The 19,934-nt window shown below is 65.5% G+C and carries 14 protein-coding genes and 2 pseudogenes; 10 read left to right on the top strand and 6 right to left on the bottom strand.

The features are described from left to right. A partial coding sequence (locus H8A92_RS32415) for a maleylacetate reductase (RefSeq protein ID WP_229199474.1) occupies positions 1–798 on the top strand: 798 nt, incomplete at its 5' end. Between the two features lies 1 nt (position 799). Here H8A92_RS32415 and H8A92_RS32410 read toward each other — a convergent pair. Continuing rightward, positions 800–2,253: pseudogene (locus tag H8A92_RS32410) on the bottom strand (GH1 family beta-glucosidase). A 233-nt stretch (positions 2,254–2,486) separates the two neighbouring features. Between H8A92_RS32410 and H8A92_RS32405 the strand changes: the two are divergent. The 6 genes and pseudogenes from H8A92_RS32405 (at position 2,487) to H8A92_RS32380 (ending at position 13,011) form a co-directional block, all read left to right on the top strand. Further along, on the top strand, positions 2,487–5,153 hold the full coding sequence (locus H8A92_RS32405) for a M1 family metallopeptidase (protein WP_229199473.1): 2,667 nt from the start codon (positions 2,487–2,489) through the stop codon (positions 5,151–5,153). 78 nt (positions 5,154–5,231) lie between these two features. Next, positions 5,232–6,884 carry an acetolactate synthase large subunit gene (locus H8A92_RS32400; RefSeq protein WP_229199472.1) on the top strand — a complete coding sequence of 551 codons (1,653 nt, stop codon included), beginning with the start codon at positions 5,232–5,234 and terminating at the stop codon, positions 6,882–6,884. A 124-nt stretch (positions 6,885–7,008) separates the two neighbouring features. Beyond that, positions 7,009–8,648, top strand: a pseudogene (gene pgm, locus H8A92_RS32395) (phosphoglucomutase (alpha-D-glucose-1,6-bisphosphate-dependent)). A 23-nt stretch (positions 8,649–8,671) separates the two neighbouring features. Next, positions 8,672–9,628 carry an NAD-dependent epimerase/dehydratase family protein gene (locus H8A92_RS32390; RefSeq protein ID WP_229199471.1) on the top strand — a complete coding sequence of 319 codons (957 nt, stop codon included), beginning with the start codon at positions 8,672–8,674 and terminating at the stop codon, positions 9,626–9,628. Beyond that, positions 9,621–10,496: a dihydrodipicolinate synthase family protein gene (locus H8A92_RS32385; RefSeq protein ID WP_229199470.1), complete on the top strand. Its 876-nt coding sequence runs from the start codon at positions 9,621–9,623 to the stop codon at positions 10,494–10,496. Before H8A92_RS32390 ends, H8A92_RS32385 begins: the two co-directional genes overlap by 8 nt. Positions 10,497–10,683: 187 nt before the next feature. After that, complete coding sequence (locus H8A92_RS32380; protein ID WP_229199469.1) at positions 10,684–13,011, top strand: xanthine dehydrogenase family protein molybdopterin-binding subunit; 2,328 nt, start codon at positions 10,684–10,686, stop codon at positions 13,009–13,011. A 72-nt stretch (positions 13,012–13,083) separates the two neighbouring features. On the opposite strand, the gene H8A92_RS32375 is transcribed toward H8A92_RS32380, so the two are convergent. The 3 genes from H8A92_RS32375 to H8A92_RS32365 are packed head-to-tail and all read right to left on the bottom strand — an operon-like array spanning position 13,084 to position 16,301. After that, a complete protein-coding gene (locus H8A92_RS32375; protein WP_229199468.1) occupies positions 13,084–14,280 on the bottom strand; it encodes an acyl-CoA dehydrogenase family protein in 1,197 nt (398 codons plus the stop codon). A gap of 12 nt (positions 14,281–14,292) precedes the next feature. Next, complete coding sequence (locus H8A92_RS32370; RefSeq protein WP_229199467.1) at positions 14,293–15,438, bottom strand: acyl-CoA dehydrogenase family protein; 1,146 nt, start codon at positions 15,436–15,438, stop codon at positions 14,293–14,295. Positions 15,439–15,446: 8 nt separating this feature from the next. Continuing rightward, positions 15,447–16,301 carry an enoyl-CoA hydratase gene (locus tag H8A92_RS32365; protein ID WP_274613525.1) on the bottom strand — a complete coding sequence of 285 codons (855 nt, stop codon included), beginning with the start codon at positions 16,299–16,301 and terminating at the stop codon, positions 15,447–15,449. 158 nt (positions 16,302–16,459) lie between these two features. Here H8A92_RS32365 and H8A92_RS32360 point away from each other — a divergent pair, with 158 nt between their 5' ends. Genes H8A92_RS32360 through H8A92_RS32350 form a run of 3 tightly spaced genes read left to right on the top strand, consistent with a single transcriptional unit; the run spans position 16,460 to position 18,491 of the window. Then, the gene (locus tag H8A92_RS32360; RefSeq protein WP_229199466.1) at positions 16,460–17,080 is read left to right on the top strand and encodes a LemA family protein; all 621 of its coding nucleotides are present in this window, start codon (positions 16,460–16,462) and stop codon (positions 17,078–17,080) included. Positions 17,081–17,101: 21 nt separating this feature from the next. Continuing rightward, positions 17,102–17,989, top strand: coding sequence for a TPM domain-containing protein (locus tag H8A92_RS32355; RefSeq protein ID WP_229199465.1), 888 nt, complete (start codon positions 17,102–17,104; stop codon positions 17,987–17,989). A 4-nt stretch (positions 17,990–17,993) separates the two neighbouring features. Further along, entirely contained in the window at positions 17,994–18,491 is a 498-nt protein-coding gene (locus tag H8A92_RS32350) for a TPM domain-containing protein (protein ID WP_229199464.1), read from the top strand. A 203-nt stretch (positions 18,492–18,694) separates the two neighbouring features. Here H8A92_RS32350 and H8A92_RS32345 read toward each other — a convergent pair whose 3' ends face one another. Then, positions 18,695–19,309, bottom strand: a complete 615-nt coding sequence (locus tag H8A92_RS32345; RefSeq protein ID WP_229199463.1) for a glutathione S-transferase family protein — start codon at positions 19,307–19,309, stop codon at positions 18,695–18,697. After that, a partial coding sequence (locus tag H8A92_RS32340) for an MFS transporter (RefSeq protein WP_229199462.1) occupies positions 19,306–19,934 on the bottom strand: 629 nt, incomplete at its 5' end. The genes H8A92_RS32345 and H8A92_RS32340, both read right to left, overlap by 4 nt.

Here is a 19,934-nt window from a genome sequence, read left to right as displayed (position 1 = left end):
GTCGCGATCGGCGCCGGCGCCGCGACCGGCTTGAGCAAGGCGATCGCGCTGCGCACCGACCTGCCGCAGCTGATCGTGCCGACCAGCTATGCCGGCTCCGAGATGACGCCGGTGCTCGGCGAGACCGTCGACGGCGTCAAGACCACGCAATCATCGCCCAAGATCCTGCCCAAGGCCGTGATCTACGACGTCAATCTGACGCTCTCGATGCCGGCCAAATTCTCGGCGATCTCCGGCCTCAACGCGATCGCGCATGCGGCCGAGGCGCTGTATGCGCGCGACGGCAATCCGATCACCTCGCTGATGGCGGAAGAGGCGATCGCAAAACTTGCATCGTCGCTGCCGGATGTGATCGCACGGCCGCATGATCTCGAAGCGCGTTCCGATGCGCTCTATGGTGCCTGGCTGTGCGCGGTCTGCCTCGGCACCGTCGGCATGGCGCTGCATCACAAGCTCTGCCACACCGTCGGCGCGCTGTTCGACCTGCCGCATGCCGAAACCCATGCGGTGCTGCTGCCGCACACCATCGCCTACAATACGCCGGCCGCGCGCGAGGCGATCGGCCGCGCCGCGCGGGCGCTTGGCGGCACTGACGCGGCCGATTGCCTGTCCGATCTGTCGGCAAAACTCGGCGCGCCGCGCTCGCTCGCCGAGATCGGCATGCCCGAGGACGGCATCGCAAAGGCGGCCGCGCTCGCCACCAGGAATCCTTACTGGAATCCGCGGCCGATCGAGGAGCGCGGGATCAGCGATCTCCTGCGGCGGGCGTGGTCGGGCGCACGGCCGCAGGCCGGATAGATCACACGCCGATGGCGTTACGTGCAATCACGTCGCGATAGAACGCCGCGCTCAGCTTCGGCACACGCGCCTGGGTCTCGAAATTCACCCGGTACAGACCGAAGCGCTTCGCGTAGCCGAAGATCCATTCGAAATTGTCCATCAGGCTCCACAGGAAATAGCCGTGGACCGGGACGCCGTCGGCGGTCGCGCGCTGCAACTGCGCGAGGTAGTTGCGCAGGAACATGATGCGGTCGAGGTCGTAGATCTGGCCGTCCGGATGCACCTTGTCCTCGCCGGACGTTCCGTTCTCGCTGATGTAGATGCTCTTGATGTTCCAGAGCTTGGCGGCAATCCGCGGCGCCCAGTAGATCGTCTCCGGCGCGATCCGCAGCCAATCCGAGTTCATGTGCGGGAACGAGGCCGGCATCGGCAGCGGCTTCCACCCGGGCGCGTTGTCGGTGGCGAGGACATAGCAATGCGGCGCGTAGATGTTGAGCCCGACGAAATCGTTGGGCTGCGAGATGATCTTCAGCTCTTCCGCGGTGAACTTGGGCGCATCGGCGCCGGCATATTGCAGGAAGCCCTCGGTGTACTTGCCTTCGAGGAGAACGCCGAGGAAGCCGGCATTGAGCTCGCGCGTCGCGATCTCGGTGGCGCGGATGTGCTCCGGCGTGTTGATCGCGGGCACGCAGGCGGTGATGTTCTCGGCCGGGCGACCCGCGTGCCGGCGCGGCCCCTGGCGCGGATCGCCTGCACCGCAAGGCCATGCGCCAGCGCGACGTGGTGGCGCGCCTGGTTCACCTCAGCCGGCGGCAGTTTCAGTCCGGGTGCATCGACGCCGAGCGCATAGCCGAACGGGAGGAAACGGCCGACTTCGTTGAGGGTGAAGATGTTCTTCACGCGGTCGGTCAGACGCTGCGCCACATAGCCGGCGTAGTCGCCGAACGCCTTCGACGTATCGCGCGAGCGCCAGCCGCCGACGCGGTCCTGCAGCGCTTGCGGCAGGTCCCAGTGGTAGAGTGTGGCGTAGGGCTCGATGCCGTTCGCCAGCAGCTCGTCGACCAGGCGGTTGTAGAAGTCGAGGCCCTTCGGATTCGGCGCGCCGGTGCCATCCGGAAACACCCGCGGCCAGGCGATCGAAAACCGATACGCCTTGGCGCCGAGATCCCTGATGAGGCGGACATCCTCCTTGTAGCGGTGATAGTGCTCGTTGGCGCGATCGCCGGTCGAGCCGTCCTCGATCTTGCCCGATGTATGGGTGAATGTGTCCCAGATCGACGGGCCGCGGCCGTCCTCATTGACCGCGCCCTCGACTTGGTAGGATGAGGTCGCGGTGCCCCAGACGAAACCCGCCGGAAAGTTCGCGCCGTCAGGCCGTGGGGCGCGGTTCGCTGCCTTGGCAGGGGCCGACAGGCCGAGCGCCGAGAGGCCTGCAAGGCCCGCAAACTGCCGGCGCGAGAACTTTCCGAACATTGTTGTCTCCCGTCGCCGAACGTTGCGGCTGGAATGCCGGCTGGAGGTTAACCTTCGATCCGGCCGTTGAGCAACAACGGCCCGCTGAACGAAGCGGCGGTGCGCGCAATTGATGCGAACCGTTGCGATGTCAACGTCGCGGAGTTGTCAGTTTTGTGGCGACATTTTCTTTACTAGATTGTCTGCTAGGTGCTTCCGGAATGACATCCCAAAATCCTTGTGAGCTGCGCGCGATGAACAAGCCTGCAATCCGTGTCCGAACCGCGCCACTGCGTCGTCTTGCCACGGCGATCGGATTGCTGCTGGTGATGAGCGCAGGCGTGCAGGCCGAGCAGACATATTCGTTCGACGGCACGCCGGGGAAGCTACCAAAGACGGTTATCCCGCTGAGCTACGCCATCGAACTGACGCCGGATTTCGCGAGCCTTGCCCTGCCTGGCGTCGAGACCGTCGATATCGAGGTGCGTGAGGCCACCGCGCAACTCACGCTGAACGCGATCAATACGACCTTCACCGAAGCCACGATCGATGACGGTGCGCAGCGCGCGGAGGTCGTGACCGACGCCGCCGCGCAGACTGCGGCGTTGACCTTCGCCAAGCCGCTTGCGGCAGGCCGGCACAGACTGCGCATCGCCTTCACGGCTCAGATCAACAAATTCGGCACCGGCCTGTTCGCGGTCGATTATCCGACCCCGACCGGAATCAAACGGCTGATCTCCAGCAAGCTGGAGCCGGCCGATGCCAGGCGGATCTTTCCCTGCTGGGACGAGCCGTCGTTCAAGGCGAGCTTTGCGCTGACGGTGGTGATCCCGCGCAATCTGCTCGCGGTCGGCAACATGCCTGTGACCAGCGAGCAGCCGGTCGCCGGCGACCTCAAGAAGGTTGCATTCGCGCCGACGCCGAAGATGTCGAGCTATCTGTTCGTGCTCACCGTCGGCGAGCTCGAACGGATCACGGCGGATGCCGGCGGCGTCACCATCGGCGTGGTGACCACGGAAGGCAAGAGCGGGCAGGGCCGCTTTGCGCTCGACAGCGCGGTGAAGCTGCTTGCCTATTACAACGATTATTTCGGTGTGACATACCCGCTGCCGAAGCTCGACCTGATCGCGGTTCCCGGCGGCTTCGGCGGCGCGATGGAGAATTGGGGCGGCATCACCTTCTTCGAGAGCCGGCTGCTGTTCGACCCAGCGTCCAATGCGGAGACCGCGCGGCGGGGCATCTTCGGCATCATCGCGCACGAGATGGCGCATATGTGGTTCGGCGATCTCGTCACCATGGCGTGGTGGGACAATCTCTGGCTCAACGAGGGCTTTGCCAGCTGGATGGCGACCAAGGCCTCCGAGCAGTTCTATCCGCAATGGCAGAGCTGGCTGAACGGCTATGGCGCCAAGCAGTTCGCCATGGCGCTCGATGCGCGCCGCACCTCGCATCCGGTGCAGCAGCCGATCGCCGATCACAGCGAGGCGGTGACGGCGTTCGATGCCATCACCTACAGCAAGGGCCAGGCGCTGATCCGGATGCTCGAGACTTATCTCGGCGAGCAGCCGTTCCGCGACGGCATCCGTAAATACATGGCCGCGCATGCCTACAGCAATTCCACTACGGCCGATCTCTGGCGGGCGCTCGAGATCTCCGGCGGCAAGACGATCACCGGTATCGCCGCCTCCTTCACCGAGCAGGATGGCGTGCCGCTGGTCGTGGCTGAGACGGCCTGCGATGGCACCGCGCAGCACCTGACGTTGCGGCAGGACCGCTTCGTGATCGCGCCGGCCAACGATCCGCCGCTGCCGGCCCACGATTGGCAGATCCCGGTTGCCGTGGGACCGGCGCACGGCAAGCCGTTCGACGAGATACTGCTGAAAGGCAGTGCCGATATCGCGGCCGGCACCTGCGGCGATGCCATCAAGGTCAATCTCGGCGACGTCGGCTATTTCAGGGTCGAATACGGCCCGAAGAACCGCGCGGCACTGCTGAACGCATTTCCGCAAATGCAGGTCGCTGACCGGCTCAACGTCGTGACCGACAGCTGGGCGCTGGTGCAGGCCGGCCGCGCCGAGCCGCCATCCTATCTCGCGCTGCTCGACGCGCTCGATGCCGGCGACCATCGCGCGGTGTGGGACCAGGTGGTCTCGACATTTGGCGCTTTGAATCGTCTGTCGCGCGACCGCGCCGAGCGGCCGGCGATCCAGGCCTATGCCCGGGCCAAGCTGCGTCCAGTGTTCGATCGGATGGGATGGGATGGCGGGGGCTCGGGTGACGATGACACCGCGCTGCTGCGTGCAAGCCTGATCTCGGCGCTGGGCGACCTCGGTGACGCGGCCGTCGTGGCCGAGGCGAAGCGGCGCTTTGCGGCATTCCTCGACGATCCCGGCTCGCTTCCAACCGCGCTGCGCGATGCGGTCACCCATGTCGTCGGCATCACGGCCGATCGAAAAACCTATGACCAGCTGCTGGGGCTCGCACGCAGGCGCACGGCCACCAACGAGCGGCTGCGCTATTATCTCGCCGCGGCCAGCGCCCGCGATGCCGAACTGGCGCGCGCGACGCTGGCGCTGACGCTGACCAGCGAATTGCCCGACACGATCCTGACCGGGATGATCAACGCGGTTGCAGGCGCCGGCGAGCAGCCGCAGCTTGCCTGGGACTTCGTCCAGGCCAATTTCGACACGCTGCTGGTGAAGCAGGGGCCGAACTTCCGCGACCAGTTCGTTCCGAACTTCATGACCCATTTTACCGATCAGGCCCATGCGGCAGAGCTGGCTGCATTTGCCCCGTCGCAATCGACCAGCGGGGGACGGGTGATGGTGGCGCGAGCCTTGCAAGCGATCGCAATCTCGGCCGATCTCACGGCGCGCGTGCTCCCCGCGGCGGACGCCTGGATCAGGGCACACAAACCGTGAGATCGCGAGGGAGTTTCCGGCGGCACGCGATGCGGCTATGCTCCGTGCGCGGCATGCAATCAACGATGCGAGGCTGATATGGTCAAAGGTTCCGATTTGCTGGTCGCTGCCCTCGAGAATGAGGGCGTGGAGCGGGTGTTCGGTGTCCCCGGTGAGGAGAATCTCGACGTCGTCGAGAGCCTGCGCAAATCCTCGATCAAGCTGATCGTGACGCGCCACGAGCAGGCCGCGGCCTTCATGGCGGCGACCTATGGCCGGCTGACCGGAAAGCCCGGCGTCTGCATCACGACGCTCGGTCCGGGGGCGCTCAATCTGACGACCGGCGCGGCCTATGCGCTGCTCGGCGCGATGCCGATGGTGATGCTCACGGGCCAGAAGGGCATCCTCAGCAGCCGGCAGGCCAAGTTCCAGATCGTCGACATCGTCAACACCTTCCGCCCGCTGACAAAGCTGTCGTTGCAGATCGTCAGCGGCGCCACCATTCCGACCTTGGTCCGCGATGCCTTCCGGATCGCGACCCAGGAGCGGCCGGGGCCGGTGCTGCTCGAATTGCCGGAGGACATCGCAGGCGACGAGACCGCTCCGGTCGAAATGATACCGCCGCATCCGATCGAAATTCCGATCGCGCATGCCGCCGCGCTCGACCGCGCCGCCGAGATGATCCTGAAGGCGCAGCGTCCGCTGATCATGCTGGGCGCCGCGGCATCGCGCCCGCGCTCGACCGCCGGGATCGGCGACTTCGTGCGGCGCACGAAAATTCCGTTCTTCACCACCCAGATGGGCAAGGGCACGGTATCCGGCGGCACCAATCAGTATATGGGGACCGCCGCGCTGAGCGAGCGCGACTATGTGCACGAGGCGATCGACCGCGCTGACCTGATCATCGCGATCGGCCACGACACGATCGAGAAGCCGCCCTTCATCATGGGCCCGAAGGGGCCGCACGTGATCCACGTCAGCTACATGCCGGCCAATGTCGAGCAGGTCTATTTCCCGCAAGTTGAGGTGATCGGCGATGTCGGGCCGAGCCTCGAACTGCTGGCCGATCGGGTCGAGGGCAAGCTGCCGCATGCCAGCGCACTGCTCAGCCTGCGCGAGAGCATTTTGGCGAAGATTACCGATCGCGCCACCGAAGGCCGCTGGCCACCGACGCCGCAACGCATCGTGCACGATGTGCGGCAGGTCATTCCCGAGGACGGCATCGTCGCGCTCGACAACGGCATGTACAAGATCTGGTTCGCGCGCAACTACCGCACGCTGCTGGCGAACTCGCTGCTGCTCGACAACGCGCTCGCCACCATGGGCGCCGGCCTGCCGTCGGCGATGATGGCGGCGATGCTCTATCCGAAGACCCGCGTGCTCGCGGTCTGCGGCGACGGCGGCTTCATGATGAACTCGCAGGAGCTCGAGACTGCGGTTCGCCTCAAGCTCAATCTGGTGATCCTGATCCTGGAAGATTCCGCGTACGGCATGATCCGCTGGAAGCAGGCGGTCGATAATTTTCCGGATTTCGGCCTGACCTTCGGCAATCCGGATTTCGTCAAATACGCCGAAAGCTATGGCGCCAAGGGGTCGCGGATCGAGAGCACGGAGGCGATCGTTCCGACTCTGGAGCGGGCGTTCTCCGGCGGTGGCGTGCACCTCGTCGTGGTGCCGATCGACTATACCGAGAACAAGCGGGTGCTGGTCGACGAGCTGCGCGAGAAGGTGCAGCAGATCGACGTCGAATAGCGGATTGCCGCTGACGGCACGGAACGAAATGCCCTCGGCTTGATTGAACGTAAGCCACCATGGTAGCACGCCACAACATCACCCGTTGTGCTGATGGTCGGCGATACCAGATCTGAGAGGTCACGTGACTGCACCAAATCCTGCCGCCGGCAAACCCATCGATCCCTCAGCGCTCGCCAATGTGCCGCGGCTGGTCACGGCCTATTTCGCCGGCAAGCCCGACCCCAGCGATCCGACCCAGCGGGTTGCCTTCGGCACCTCGGGCCATCGCGGTTCGTCGCTGAAGAATTCGTTCAACGAGGACCATATCCTCGCCACCACGCAGGCGATCTGCGATTACCGGCGTGAGAAGGGCCTCACCGGGCCGCTGTTCATCGGCATCGATACCCATGCGCTGGCGGAGCCGGCGCTGGCCAGCGCGGTCGAGGTGTTCGCGGCCAACGGCGTCGAGATCATGATCGACGCGCAGGGCGGCTACACTCCGACGCCTGTCATCTCGCATGCGATCCTGAGCTACAACAAGGGCCGCAGCACCGGCCTTGCCGACGGCGTCGTCATCACACCGTCACACAATCCGCCGGAGGACGGCGGCTACAAATACAATCCGCCGCATGGCGGCCCGGCCGACACCGACGTCACCGCGGTGGTCGAGAAGAACGCCAACCGCTATATCGAGGCCGGCCTCAAGGGCGTGGCGCGGATGCCGTACGATCGCGCGCGCAAGGCCGCGACCACGCATCTGCATGACTACATCACGCCCTACGTTGCCGATCTCGGCAACACGGTCGATCTTGCGCTGATCAAATCCGCCGGCGTCAGGATCGGCATCGATCCGCTCGGCGGCGCGGCGGTGCATTACTGGCAGCCGATCATCGCGCGCTACGGCATCAACGCGTCCGTCGTCAACAATGCCGTCGATCCGACCTTCCGCTTCATGACCGCGGATTGGGACGGCAAGATCCGGATGGACTGCTCGTCGCCCTATGCGATGGCGAGCCTGATCGGGATGCGCGATCGCTTCGATGTCGCCTTCGCCAACGACACCGATGCCGATCGCCATGGCATCGTCACCCGCTCGAACGGGCTGATGAACCCGAACCACTTCCTCGCCACCGCGATCGCCTATCTGTTCGCGCACCGGCCGCAATGGAGCAAGGACGCGGCGATCGGCAAGACCATCGTGTCGAGCTCGATCATCGATCGCGTGGCGAAGAAGCTTAACCGCAGACTGGTCGAGACGCCGGTCGGCTTCAAATGGTTCGTCGACGGGCTCGGCAGCGGCGGCTTCGGTTTTGCCGGCGAGGAAAGCGCCGGTGCGTCGTTCCTCAAGCGCGACGGCTCGGCCTGGACCACGGACAAGGACGGCATCATCCTCGGCCTGCTCGCGGCGGAGATCATCGCCAGGACCGGCCGCGATCCCAGCGAATTGTTCAACGAGCTGACCGCCGAGCTCGGCGTTCCCTATTATGAGCGCATCGACGTCGCGGCGACGCCCAAGCAGAAGAACGCGCTGAAGGCGCTCGGGCCGAGCAGCTCAACATGACCGAGCTCGCCGGCGATCCCGTGCGCGCGGTCCGGACCACGGCGCCGGGCAACGATCAGCCGTTCGGCGGCATCAAGGTCGAGAGCGAGGCGGGCTGGTTTGCCGCGCGTCCCTCCGGCACCGAGGATGTCTACAAGATCTACGCCGAAAGCTTCCGCGGACCGGATCATCTGAAGCAGATCCAGGGCGACGCGCAGGCCGCGATCGCCAAGGTGTTCTGAAGGCGAGGGGCCGGGCGGAAGTCATGCGCGTATTGTTGACCGGCTCCTCCGGCTGGCTCGGCCGTTTCCTTGCGCCGCGGCTGCGACAGGCAGGCCATGACGTGGTCGGCCTCGACGTCGTCCCGGGCGAGGCGACCGATGTGGTCGGCTCGGTGGCTGACCGATCGCTGGTGGATCGTGTTTTCGCCGATCACGGCATCGAGGCCGTGATCCATGGCGGCGCGCTGCACAAGCCCGATATCGCACGCTTCGCGCCGCAGGCCTTTGTCGACGTCAACGTGTCAGGCACGCTCAATCTGCTACAGGCCGCCGTGGCCGCCGGGCATGATCGTTTCGTCTTCACCTCGACCACCTCGCTGATGGTCTCGCAGGCGATCCGCGACGAGGAGGGCCATGCGGCGGTGTGGCTCGACGAGACGACGGGGCCGCTGGAGCCGCGCAATATCTACGGCGTGACGAAGCTCGCTGCCGAAGGGCTGTGCCGGCTGTACAGCCGCGAGCATGGCCTGAATTGCGCAGTGCTGCGCACCAGCCGCTTCTTCCCCGAGGACGACGACACCATCCGCGACATCCACGGCGAGAACCTGAAGGCCACCGAACTGCTGTATCGCAGGCTCACGGTGGAGGACGCCGCCGATGCGCACATCCTGGCGCTGGAGAAGATCCGTGGCTTCGAGATCTTCGTGATCAGCGCACCGACGCCGTTTACGCGCAGCGACGTCGCGGACCTGAAGACGGATGCGGCCGGCGTGATCGCGCGTCATTTCCCCGATGCTCCGGCGCTGTTCGCGCGGCGCAGTTGGCAGCTGCCGACATCGATCGGCCGGATCTACGATGCCGGCAAGGCCGAACGGCTGCTCGGTTTCCGCGCGGTAACCGACTTTGCCGCGGTGCTCGGCGCGCTGCGCAGCGGCGAACCGCTTCCCTTTGCGCACGATCCCGATTATGTCTCGCCGTCAACGAGGCTCGCAAATGGCTGATTTCCACGGCGTCTTCCCGTATCTGGTGTCTCCGGTCGATCCCGCCGGCCATATCCGCACCGAGGTGCTGGGCAGGCTCTGCGATGATTTGATCAAGGCCGGCGTCCATGGCCTGACGCCGCTCGGCTCGACCGGCGAATTCGCCTATCTCAACAATGCCCAGCGCATGCAGGTGGTGGCGACCATGATCGAGGCGGCAGCGGGGCGCGTGCCTGTCGTGGCCGGCGTCGCCTCGACCTCGACGGCGGATGCGGTGGCTCAGGCCAAGGCCTATCAGAAGCGGGGTGCTGCCGGTATTCTCGCGATCCTGGAGGCGTATTTCCCGCTCAGTGATGCCCAGGTGGAATCCTATTTCCGTGCCATCGCCGACGCCGTCGACATTCCGGTCGTGATCTACACCAATCCGAATTTCCAGCGCTCCGACCTGACGCTCGACGTCATCGCACGGCTCGCCGAGCATCCGCGCATCGGCTACATCAAGGACGCCTCGACCAACACCGGCCGGCTGCTGTCGATCATGAACCGCTGCGGCGACAGCCTGAAGGTGTTCTCGGCCTCCGCCCACATCCCGGCCGCTGTGATGCTGATCGGCGGCCACGGCTGGATGGCGGGCCCGGCCTGCATCATCCCGCGCCAGAGCGTCGAACTCTACAATCTCTGCCGCCGCGCCCGCTGGGACGAGGCGATGGTCCTGCAGCGCAAGCTCTGGCGCATCAACGAGGCGTTTGCCCGCTTCAACCTCGCGGCCTGCATCAAAGCCGGGCTCGCGAGCCAGGGCTACGATGTCGGCGACCCCGTGCCGCCGCAGGCGCCGCTGACCGCCGAGCAGCGCAAGGCGGTCGAGGCCGCGTTGCGCGATCTCGCGTGAAAACTTTCCGTCGCCCGGGCTTGTCCCGGGCATCCACGACTTCCTTACATTGTCGCCCAAGACGTGGATGGCCGGGACAAGCCCGGCCATGACGATTTCGCAGGCAGGCGCGTCCGAAACTCGGGTTGGCGTCAACGCCATCCATCCGTTAAAACCCGCCGAAATTTCTAAACCCAAGGATCTCCTGATGAACATTCTTCCCGGCAATATGCGTTTTGGTGCGGGCCAGCCGGTCAAGCGTCTGGAAGACCAGCGGCTGGTCACCGGGAAGGGGCATTTCATCGACGACAAGCCGCAGGATGGGGCGCTCTGGCTGCACGTGCTGCGCTCGCCGCATGCCCACGCCAACATCAAGTCGATCGATGCCAAGGCCGCGCTTGAGATGCCCGGCGTCAAGGCGGTCTATGCCGGTGCCGACCTCGTCAAGGACGATATCGGCACGCTGCCGACGCTCGCGATCTTCAAGCGGCCCGACGGCTCGCCGATGACGGTGCCGCCGCGGCGCCTGCTGGCGCATGAGGTGGTGCGCTACGCGGGTGAGGGTGTCGCGGCTGTGGTCGCGACCTCGCGCGTGCTGGCGCAGACGGCGGCCGAGGCGATCGAGATCGATTACGAGGTGCTGCCCTCGGTGGTCGATCCGGTCGAGGCGATCAAGCCGGGTGCGCCCGCGGTCTGGCCGGAGGCGCCGGACAATATCGTGGCTGCGATGAGCTATGGCGACGCCGCCAAGGTCGAGGAAGCCTTTGCCAATGCCGCGCACAAGGTGTCGCTCGACCTGGTCAGCCAGCGCCTGGTGCCGTCGGCGATGGAGCCGCGCTCGACCATTGCCGAGATCGAGAAGAAGACCGGCCGGCTCATCCTCCACGTGCAGTCGCAGACCCCGGGCTCGACCCGCGACCTGCTGGCGGAATCGATCCTGAAGCGGCCGAAGGACAGCGTGCGCGTGCTGGTCGGCGATATCGGCGGCGGCTTCGGCCAGAAGACCAGCCTCTATCCGGAAGACGGCATCGTCGCCTATGCCGCAACCAAGCTGAATGAGAAGATCCGTTGGCGCGGCGACCGCACCGACGAGTTCGTCGGCGGCACCCATGGCCGCGACCTCACCTCGACCGGCGAGTTCGCGCTCGACGCCAAGGGCCGCGTGCTGGCCTATCGCGTGCGTTCGATCGGCGGCACCGGCGCCTACTCGTCGGGCACCGCGAACATCATCCCGCTGGTGCTCGGCCCGTTCGTACAGACCGGCGTCTATGATCTGCCGCTGGTGCATTTCGAGGTGAAGTCGGTGATGACCCACACCGCGCCGGTCGGCGCCTATCGCGGCGCCGGCAGGCCCGAGGCGGTGTTCATCGTCGAGCGGCTGTTCGACGCCGCCGCGCGCCAGATCGGCATGGACCCGCGCACCATCCGCAAAGTCAACTACATCAAGCCGGCGCAGCTGCCCTACACCAACGCGGTCGGGCAGGTGTATGACTCCGGTGCCTTCGCGCACATGCTGGAACGCGCGTCCGATCTGGCCGACTGGAACGGCTTTGCCGCGCGCAAGAAGGCGGCGAAGAAAAAGGGATTGCTCTACGGCCGCGGCCTGACCAGCTATATCGAATGGACCGGCGGCCGCGCCCACACCGAGAACGTCTCGCTGCATGCGACCGCCGAGGGCCGCCTGGTCCTGTGGTCGGGTACGATGGCGATGGGGCAGGGCCTCGCCACCACCTACACGCAGATGGTCTCCGAGTCGCTCGGCATTCCCATGGACAAGATCGATGTCATCCAGGGCGACACCGACCTGGCCACCGGCTTCGGCAGCGTCGGCTCGCGCTCGTTGTTCGTCGGCGGCACCGCTGTTGCGGTCTCCGCCAACGACATGATCAACAAGGCGCGCGACAAGGCCTCCAACCTGCTGGAAGCGTCCATCGAGGATATCGAGTATCGCGACGGCTTCCTCACCGTGGTCGGCACCGACAAGCGCATCAGCCTGTTCGAGATCGCGGCCAAGGAAAAAGGCGCCAAGCTTTCGGTCGAGAGCGAGGGCAATGTCGACGGGCCGAGCTGGCCGAACGGTACCCATATCTGCGAGGTCGAGATCGATCCCGAGACCGGCGTCACGCGGGTGGTGCGCTACACCACGGTCGACGACGTCGGCGTCGCGGTCAATCCGATGCTGGTCACCGGGCAGGTGCATGGCGGCGTTGTCCAGGGCATCGGCCAGGCGCTTTATGAGGGCGTGGCCTACAGCGAGGAAGGTCAGCTTCTGACCGCGAGCTATCAGGACTATTGCATCCCGCGCGCCTCGGACGTTCCGCCGATGTCGGTGACGCTGGATCCATCTGCGCCCTGCAAGACCAATCCGCTCGGCGCCAAGGGCTGCGGCGAGTCCGGTGCGATCGGCGGGCCGCCCTGCGTCACCAACGGCGTGATGGATGCGCTGAGCGAGGTCGGGATCACCCAGCTCAACACGCCGCTGACGCCGGTCAAGATCTGGCAGGCGATCCGGGACGCGAAAGCGGGCGCGGCGTAGGTCGCGCGCATTCTCTCACCGCGTCATTCCCCGATGCGCAATTGCGCATCGGGGAATGACGGCGAGAGAGGGCTACAACCCCAACACCATCTTCGCGATGATATCGCGCTGGATCTCCGACGAGCCGCCGAAGATCGTGTACGCGCGACTGTTGAGATATTCCGGCACCACCGGCAGCAAATCCTCCGGGATGACCGGCTCATGGTTGAGCCGGTAGAGCGGTCGCGCCGGCTCGACGGCAAGCCCGTCCTGGCCGACGACGTCGACGCCGAGCCGCGTCACCGCCTGCCGGATCTCGCTGACGCGGAGCTTGATCAGCGACGACACCGCGCCGGGATTCTGTCCGGTCTGCAGCGCCGACAGCACCCGCAGTTCGGTCATCTCGAGTGCGTCGATGTCGACCTCAAGCTCCGACATCCGTATCGCGATGTCGGGGTCCTCGATGGCGCGGCCGGTGATCTCGGAGCCTGCGAGATCGGAGATCGTCTTCAGCGCCTCGCGCAGCTTGGCCGATGCGATGCCGGAGCCGCGCTCGAATTCCAGCAGGTATTTGCCGTAGGTCCAGCCCTTGCCTTCCTCGCCGACGCGGTTGGCCACGGGGACGCGAACGTCGTCGAAGAACACCTGGTTGACCTCGTGGTCGCCGCCGATCGTCAGAATCGGCCTCGTCGTGATGCCTGATGTCTTCATGTCGATGAGAATGAAACTGATGCCGTCCTGCTGCCGCTCGCCGTCGCTGGTGCGCACCAGCGCGAACATGCGGTTGGCGTGATGCGCATGCGTGGTCCAGATCTTGGTGCCGTTGATGACGTAGTCGTCGCCGTCGCGCACCGCGCGGGTCTTCAGCGAGGAAAGATCGGAGCCCGAGCCCGGCTCGGAATAGCCCTGGCACCAATAGTCTTCGCCGGAGAGAATCCGCGGCAGATAGAAATTCTTCTGCTCGGGTGAGCCGAAGCCGATGATGACGGGGCCGACCATCTTCACGCCCATGACGTTGACATTGGGCACGCCGGCGCGGGCGCATTCGGCCTCGAAGATCCAGCGCTGCGCCGGCGTCCAGTCCGGCCCGCCATGGTCCACCGGCCAGCCCGGTGCGCCCCAGCCCTTCCTGTGCAGTGCGCGCTGCCAGGCCATGCCGATATCGGGATCTGAGAACACCGAGGGCGTCAGCGCGGTGGCGCGCTTCATTTCCGGCGTCAGGCTCTCGGCGATGTAGTCGCGGACTTCCTGCTCGAAGGCGCGCTCCTCGGCACTGAAGGTGAGATCCATCTGCGCTCTCCGTTAGGCGTGGACGCGGCCGCTCAGCGCGGCGTGGCGGCGATAATGATGGGCGCTGCCGCCGAACAGCGTGTCGAAGGCGAGCAGCCGCTTGAAATAGGCGCCGATGTCGAGCTCTTCGGTGACGCCCATGGCGCCGTGCAGCTGCACCGCCTGCTCGGCGACGAAGCGCGCACATCTGCCGATCTTCGCCTTGGCGCCGGACGCCGCACGGCTGCGCACCACCGGCTCGGCGTTGGCCATCAACGCGGCCCGCAGGGCTAACGAGCGCGCCTCGTCGACCTGCATCGCGACATCGGCAAGGCGATGACGGATCACCTGGTTGGCCGACAGCGGTCGGCCGAACTGCTTTCGGATTTTGGTGTATTCGAGCGTGGTGTCGAGCAGCGTCTGCATGATGCCGACCGCTTCGGCGCCGAGCGCGGCCATCGCGCGGTCGACCACGGTTTCGATCGCGGGCAGCGCATCCTGTCCGTCGCCGAGCAGCGCGTCGGCGGGCAATTGCACATCCTTCAGGTCGAGATTGCAGCCGCGCCCGCCACCGAGCCGCGCGTAGTCGCGCAGAGTGAGACCCGCCGTTCCGGCCGGCACCAGGAACAGGGCAAGCTTGCCGGATCCGCCGTTGGCATTGGCAACGCGGGCGGAGACGATGATCTGGCCGGCGGCAGCGCCGTCGAGCACGGTGATCTTGCTGCCGTTCAGCCGCCAGCCGTCGGCGGTCTTGGTTGCGGTGGTGTCGACGTGAGCGAGGTCGAAGCGCGCCGCGCGCTCCGAATGCGCGAAGGCGAGCGTGAGCGCGCCCTCGGCGACCTTGGGGAGGATTGCCTGCTGCTGCGCCTCGGTGCCGCATTCGGCAACCAGCGCGGCGCCGATCACGACCGTCGAGAAGAACGGCTCCGATACGAGGCCACGGCCGAATGCTTCCATCAACAGTCCGATCTCGATCGCGCCGCCGCCGAGCCCGCCATGGGCTTCGCTGATCGGCAGCGCCAGCCAGCCGAGCTCGGCGAATTGTTTCCAGATGTCAGGCGAATAGCCGAGCGGATCGTTCGCCGCCTTCTTGCGATACTCTGACGTGAAGGTTTCCGCCACGAAGCGGTCGGCACTTTCGCGCAGCAGGCGCTGCTCGTCGCTGAGGGTGAGGTCCATCTGGCTTTCTACACGTTGGCGGTTTTCTTCACGGAGGGATGCAGACCCGCGGGATCCACCACCATTCCGAATTCCTGAAGGTTGTGGGCGTGGCAGAGCTGATGCAGCGCGAAGGCCTGATCGATCGCGGCCGGTTGCCCCATGATGTCGATCGAGCGGTTCACCGCCTCCTTGGATAGCTTCAGCGCAAAGGCAGGCTTGGCCGCGATCCGCCGTGCCAGCGCCAGCGTGAAGGGCGACAGATCACCGCGCGGCACCACGTGATTGACCATGCCGAAGCGATGCGCCTCGTCGGCGCTCCACACGTCGGCGGTGAACAGCATCTCCTTGGCCTTGCGCGCGCCGAGCTCCCAGGGATGCACGAACCACTCGACGCCGCAGACGCCCATCGTCACCACGGGATCACAGAACTCGGCGTCACTGCTCGCAACGATCAGGTCGCAGGCCCAGGCCAGCATCAGCCCGCCGGCGATGCACTTGCCGTGCACCTCCGCGATGGTGGGCTTTGCCAGATTGCGCCAGCGCCGTGTGATCTGCAGGTAGATCTCCTGCTCGCGCGCGAAGCGGCCGTGGGCGTTGGGCTCGGCGAAGCCGCCCCAATTTCCGACGGGCGGGAAACCGACGCCGGCCTGGTTCTTGGCGCCTGGCCTGAGATCGTGACCGGCCGAAAAATGCGGTCCGTTGCCGGCGAGGATGATGACCTTGACCGTGTCGTCCTGCACCGCCTGGTCGAAGGCGGTGTTGAGGTCGTAGGTCATCTGCAGGTTCTGGGCGTTGCGGGCCTCGGGCCGGTTCATCACGATCCGCGCGATTGCGGGCTCGGGCCGCTCGACGACGATCGTCTCGAATTGTTCAGACGCCAATGGATCCTCCCGGGATCGATTTTTTCGCCATGATGAACGGCGCAGGGAGGGATAGGCAAGGGCCATCATCGGCAAAATCCGCCGCGAATCCCGCCACGCGGGATTGTCACGCGAAAATCTGTTACTCTGATCGAGAATCCACCGGGAGGACCATCTTCATGCGCAAGCTTTGGACCGTGCTGGCAGCGCTGGCGACCTTGAGCCTGACCAACTGCGGCTACAACGCGATCCAGACCAATGACGAGCAGGTCAAGTCGAGCTGGTCGGAGGTGGTGAATCAGTACCAGCGGCGCGCCGATCTCGTGCCGAACCTCGTCAACTCGGTGAAGGGTTTTGCGCAGCAGGAGAAGGACGTGCTGCTCGGTGTCACCAACGCGCGCGCCAAGGTCGGCAGCATCCAGGCGACGCCCGAGGTGCTCAACGATCCGGCGGCATTCCAGAAGTTCACGCAGGCGCAGGGTGAACTGACCAGCGCGCTGTCGCGGCTCCTGGTCGTCACCGAGAATTACCCGCAGCTGAAATCGGACGCGCTGTTCCGAGACCTGATGGCGCAGCTCGAAGGCACCGAGAACCGCATCACGGTGGCGCGCAACCGTTACATCAAGTCGGTGCAGGACTATAACGTCGGCATCCGCACCTTCCCGAACAATCTGACCGCGATGGTGTTCGGCTACAAGGAGAAGCCCAACTTCACGGTCGACAACGAGAAGGAGATTTCGACCGCGCCGAAGGTTGATTTCAATCCGGCGCCGTCGCCATCCCCCGCGCCGTCTAAATAGCGCCGGCGCGCGCCGATCGTGATGACAACCGCACGCGTCATCCTGCTCGTCTTCCTGCTGGGCTTCCTCGCCCCGGCGTGGGCCGAGGTCGCGGTGCCACAGCTCACCGGCCGCGTCGTCGACCAGACCGGGACGCTCTCGACGAGCGACGTCGCGGCGCTGAATGACAGGCTGAAGGATCTGCAGACCCGCAAGGGCAGCCAGATCGCGGTCCTGATCGTACCGACTACGGCTGAGGAGACCATCGAGCAGTTCTCGATCCGCGTCGCCGAGGCCTGGAAGATCGGGCGCAAAAAAGTCGACGATGGTGCGCTGCTCGTCGTCGCCAAGAACGACCGGCATTTGCGCATCGAGGTCGGCTACGGCCTCGAAGGCGTGCTGAGCGACGTCGTCACCCATCGCATCATCGACGAGGACATCACACCGAAGTTCAAGGCCGGCGATTTCGCAGGCGGGATTTCGGCGGGCGTCGACCGGATGATCCGCCTGGTCGATGGCGAGCAATTGCCGGCGCCGGAGCCTGAGCATTGGCAGGCGCCCAATCTCGTCGACTTTGCCAATCCGGTCGTGATCTTCGGCGTCATCATCGTGGCAGGATTCCTGCGCGGCCTGCTGGGGCGGCTGCTGGGCTCGGCCGCGACCGGCGGCATCGTCGGCGTCTTCACCTGGATGCTGGCCGGTTCGCTCGCCACCGCGCTGGTGGTCGGGCTGTTCGCTGGTGTTGCGGCACTGATCTTCGGCGGCTTGAATTTCGGCGGTCCGGCGGCCGGCTCGGGGCCGTACCGACGCGGCGGCGGCTATTCCGGGGGCGGCGGGGGGTGGAGCAGTGGTTCGAGCTCGAGCGACAGCGGCGGCTTCAGTGGCGGAGGCGGCAGCTTCGGCGGCGGCGGCGCCTCGGGGAGCTGGTAGGCACATGAGCATCAAGCGCATCGGCAAGCATCTGCTCGAACATCGCTGGCGCGTGCGGCGTGCGTTTCCGCCGCGCGTGCTCGACGCCATCGAACAGGCGATCAAGGCCGGCGAGGCCACGCATTCCGGCCAGATCCGTTTCGTCGTCGAGGGCGCGCTCGATGGCGCGCCGCTGTTCCGCAACCAGCCGGCGCGGGAACGCGCGCTCGACGTGTTCTCGCATTTGCGGATCTGGGACACCCATCACAACAACGGTGTTCTGATCTATCTGCTGCTCGCCGACCGCGACGTCGAGATCGTCGCCGACCGCGGCATCGATGCCAAGGTCGGTCGCGCCGGCTGGGAAACGATTTGCCACGCGATGGAAACGGATTTCCGGGCCGGCCGGTTCGAGCAGGGCGTGATCAAGGGCATCGCCGCGGTGTCGCGGGAGCTGGCGAAGTATTTTCCGCATGCGGAGGACGGCCCGAACGAGCTGCCGGACAAGCCGGTGGTGATCTGAGGGAGCTGTCGACAGCGCCAGCGATTTCGGAATAATAGAATAATGCCACTGATTTGCCCGACATGTCAAGCAGCCCCTGTCGAATGTCGCCACGCCGCCGGCTACTTTGCATGGGGTTGTTTTCGATATTTTGGCAGTGCGCCCCTGCGGAGGCAGGCTATATGCGATAGCCCTGCCTCTCAGGGGACGGTGAGGCTTGAGCCTTACGCCTTCACCGATGGCCGCGCAGCGACGCGGTTGAACCAGGCAACGATGTTGGCGTTCGACTGGTCCAGCGGCTGGCCGACCTGGTTGCCGAAATCAATCCAGCAATACAGCAGCATGTCGGCGAGGGTGAAGCGCTGGCCGCAGATGTAGTCGCGGCCGTCGGCCATCTGGTCGTTGAGCCATTTGATGCGGTTGGCGGCGATCATCTTCAGCCCCGGCGAGGCTTCGGGCGCCACGGGAATCCGCTTCTCGAAGAATTTCAGCGCCTCGCCGAAGCGGTAGCCGTTGGCGAGCGGCTCGGCGATGTTGAGATCGACGCGGCGCGTCCACATTCGGCATTCCGCGCGCTCTTCCGGCGTACCGCCGATCATCGCGGGCGAGGGGTGCTTCTCCTCGAGATACTCGCAGATCGCCGTGATTTCGGAGAGGTAGTTACCGCAGTCGAGCTCTAGCGCCGGCATCTGGCCGTGCGGGTTCCGCTTCAGATGCGCGTCCTCGCGGTTCTCGCCCTTGCGCAGGTCGACGGTCTCCTTCGGGATCTCGATGCCCTTCTCGGCCATGAACATGCGCACGATGCGCGGATTGGGTCCGATCGAGTCGTAAAGCTTCATGTCCTCGCTCCCTGTTCTTCAGCGTTATTCTTGCCGCCGTTGAACAGGCCGCGCGCGGATTTGTCAAATGCAGCGCCGCATGTACGGTCGTCGCGACGACCGTATGGCCGCCATGCTGTTTGCCGACGGAGCTTATTGCGCCGGTTGAGTTGCGACTGCCGGCACGGCCGGCGCCCGCGATAGACCGAAAGACCGATGAGACCGACGGCCGCGGCGAACAGGATGTAGTAGACCGGAGCAGCCTTGTCGCCGGTCATCTGCACCAGCCAGGTGTTGATGAACGGCGCCAGCCCGCCGAATAGCATCACGGCGAGATTGTACATCAGCGATGCTCCGGTGGAGCGCACGCCGACGGGGAATATCTCGGTCATGAAGGCCGGCATCGGCCCGGCCAGGGCTCCGAGCAGGACTGCGACGATCTGCAATTGCCAGAGGTTCGCCGTGGTCGGCGCGGCGACGAGACGCTGCAGGATCACATAGAACAGCAAGCTGTAGATGAACAGCGCCGGAACCAGGACTGCGCGGCGGCCGATCCGGTCGGAGAGGGCGCCGCAGGCCACGGCCACCACCGCATTGACGAGGCTGACGACGAGCAGGCCGAGCTGCGCGTTCAGGATCGGCAGCT

The sequence above is a fragment of the Bradyrhizobium acaciae genome, assembly GCF_020889785.1.
In the GTDB taxonomy this organism is placed as follows: Bacteria; Pseudomonadota; Alphaproteobacteria; order Rhizobiales; family Xanthobacteraceae; genus Bradyrhizobium; species Bradyrhizobium acaciae.
This window is presented reverse-complemented; position numbering and strand designations above follow the sequence as displayed.

What these genes read in the sequence shown, in the direction of transcription:
- H8A92_RS32405 (WP_229199473.1), top strand. Translation starts at nt 2,487, where the DNA reads ATGAACAAGCCTGCAATCCGTGTCCGAACCGCGCCACTGCGTCGTCTT.
- H8A92_RS32400 (WP_229199472.1), top strand. Translation starts at nt 5,232, where the DNA reads ATGGTCAAAGGTTCCGATTTGCTGGTCGCTGCCCTCGAGAATGAGGGC.
- H8A92_RS32390 (WP_229199471.1), top strand. Translation starts at nt 8,672, where the DNA reads ATGCGCGTATTGTTGACCGGCTCCTCCGGCTGGCTCGGCCGTTTCCTT.
- H8A92_RS32385 (WP_229199470.1), top strand. Translation starts at nt 9,621, where the DNA reads ATGGCTGATTTCCACGGCGTCTTCCCGTATCTGGTGTCTCCGGTCGAT.
- H8A92_RS32380 (WP_229199469.1), top strand. Translation starts at nt 10,684, where the DNA reads ATGAACATTCTTCCCGGCAATATGCGTTTTGGTGCGGGCCAGCCGGTC.
- H8A92_RS32375 (WP_229199468.1), bottom strand. Translation starts at nt 14,280, where the DNA reads ATGGATCTCACCTTCAGTGCCGAGGAGCGCGCCTTCGAGCAGGAAGTC.
- H8A92_RS32370 (WP_229199467.1), bottom strand. Translation starts at nt 15,438, where the DNA reads ATGGACCTCACCCTCAGCGACGAGCAGCGCCTGCTGCGCGAAAGTGCC.
- H8A92_RS32360 (WP_229199466.1), top strand. Translation starts at nt 16,460, where the DNA reads ATGCGCAAGCTTTGGACCGTGCTGGCAGCGCTGGCGACCTTGAGCCTG.
- H8A92_RS32355 (WP_229199465.1), top strand. Translation starts at nt 17,102, where the DNA reads ATGACAACCGCACGCGTCATCCTGCTCGTCTTCCTGCTGGGCTTCCTC.
- H8A92_RS32350 (WP_229199464.1), top strand. Translation starts at nt 17,994, where the DNA reads ATGAGCATCAAGCGCATCGGCAAGCATCTGCTCGAACATCGCTGGCGC.
- H8A92_RS32345 (WP_229199463.1), bottom strand. Translation starts at nt 19,309, where the DNA reads ATGAAGCTTTACGACTCGATCGGACCCAATCCGCGCATCGTGCGCATG.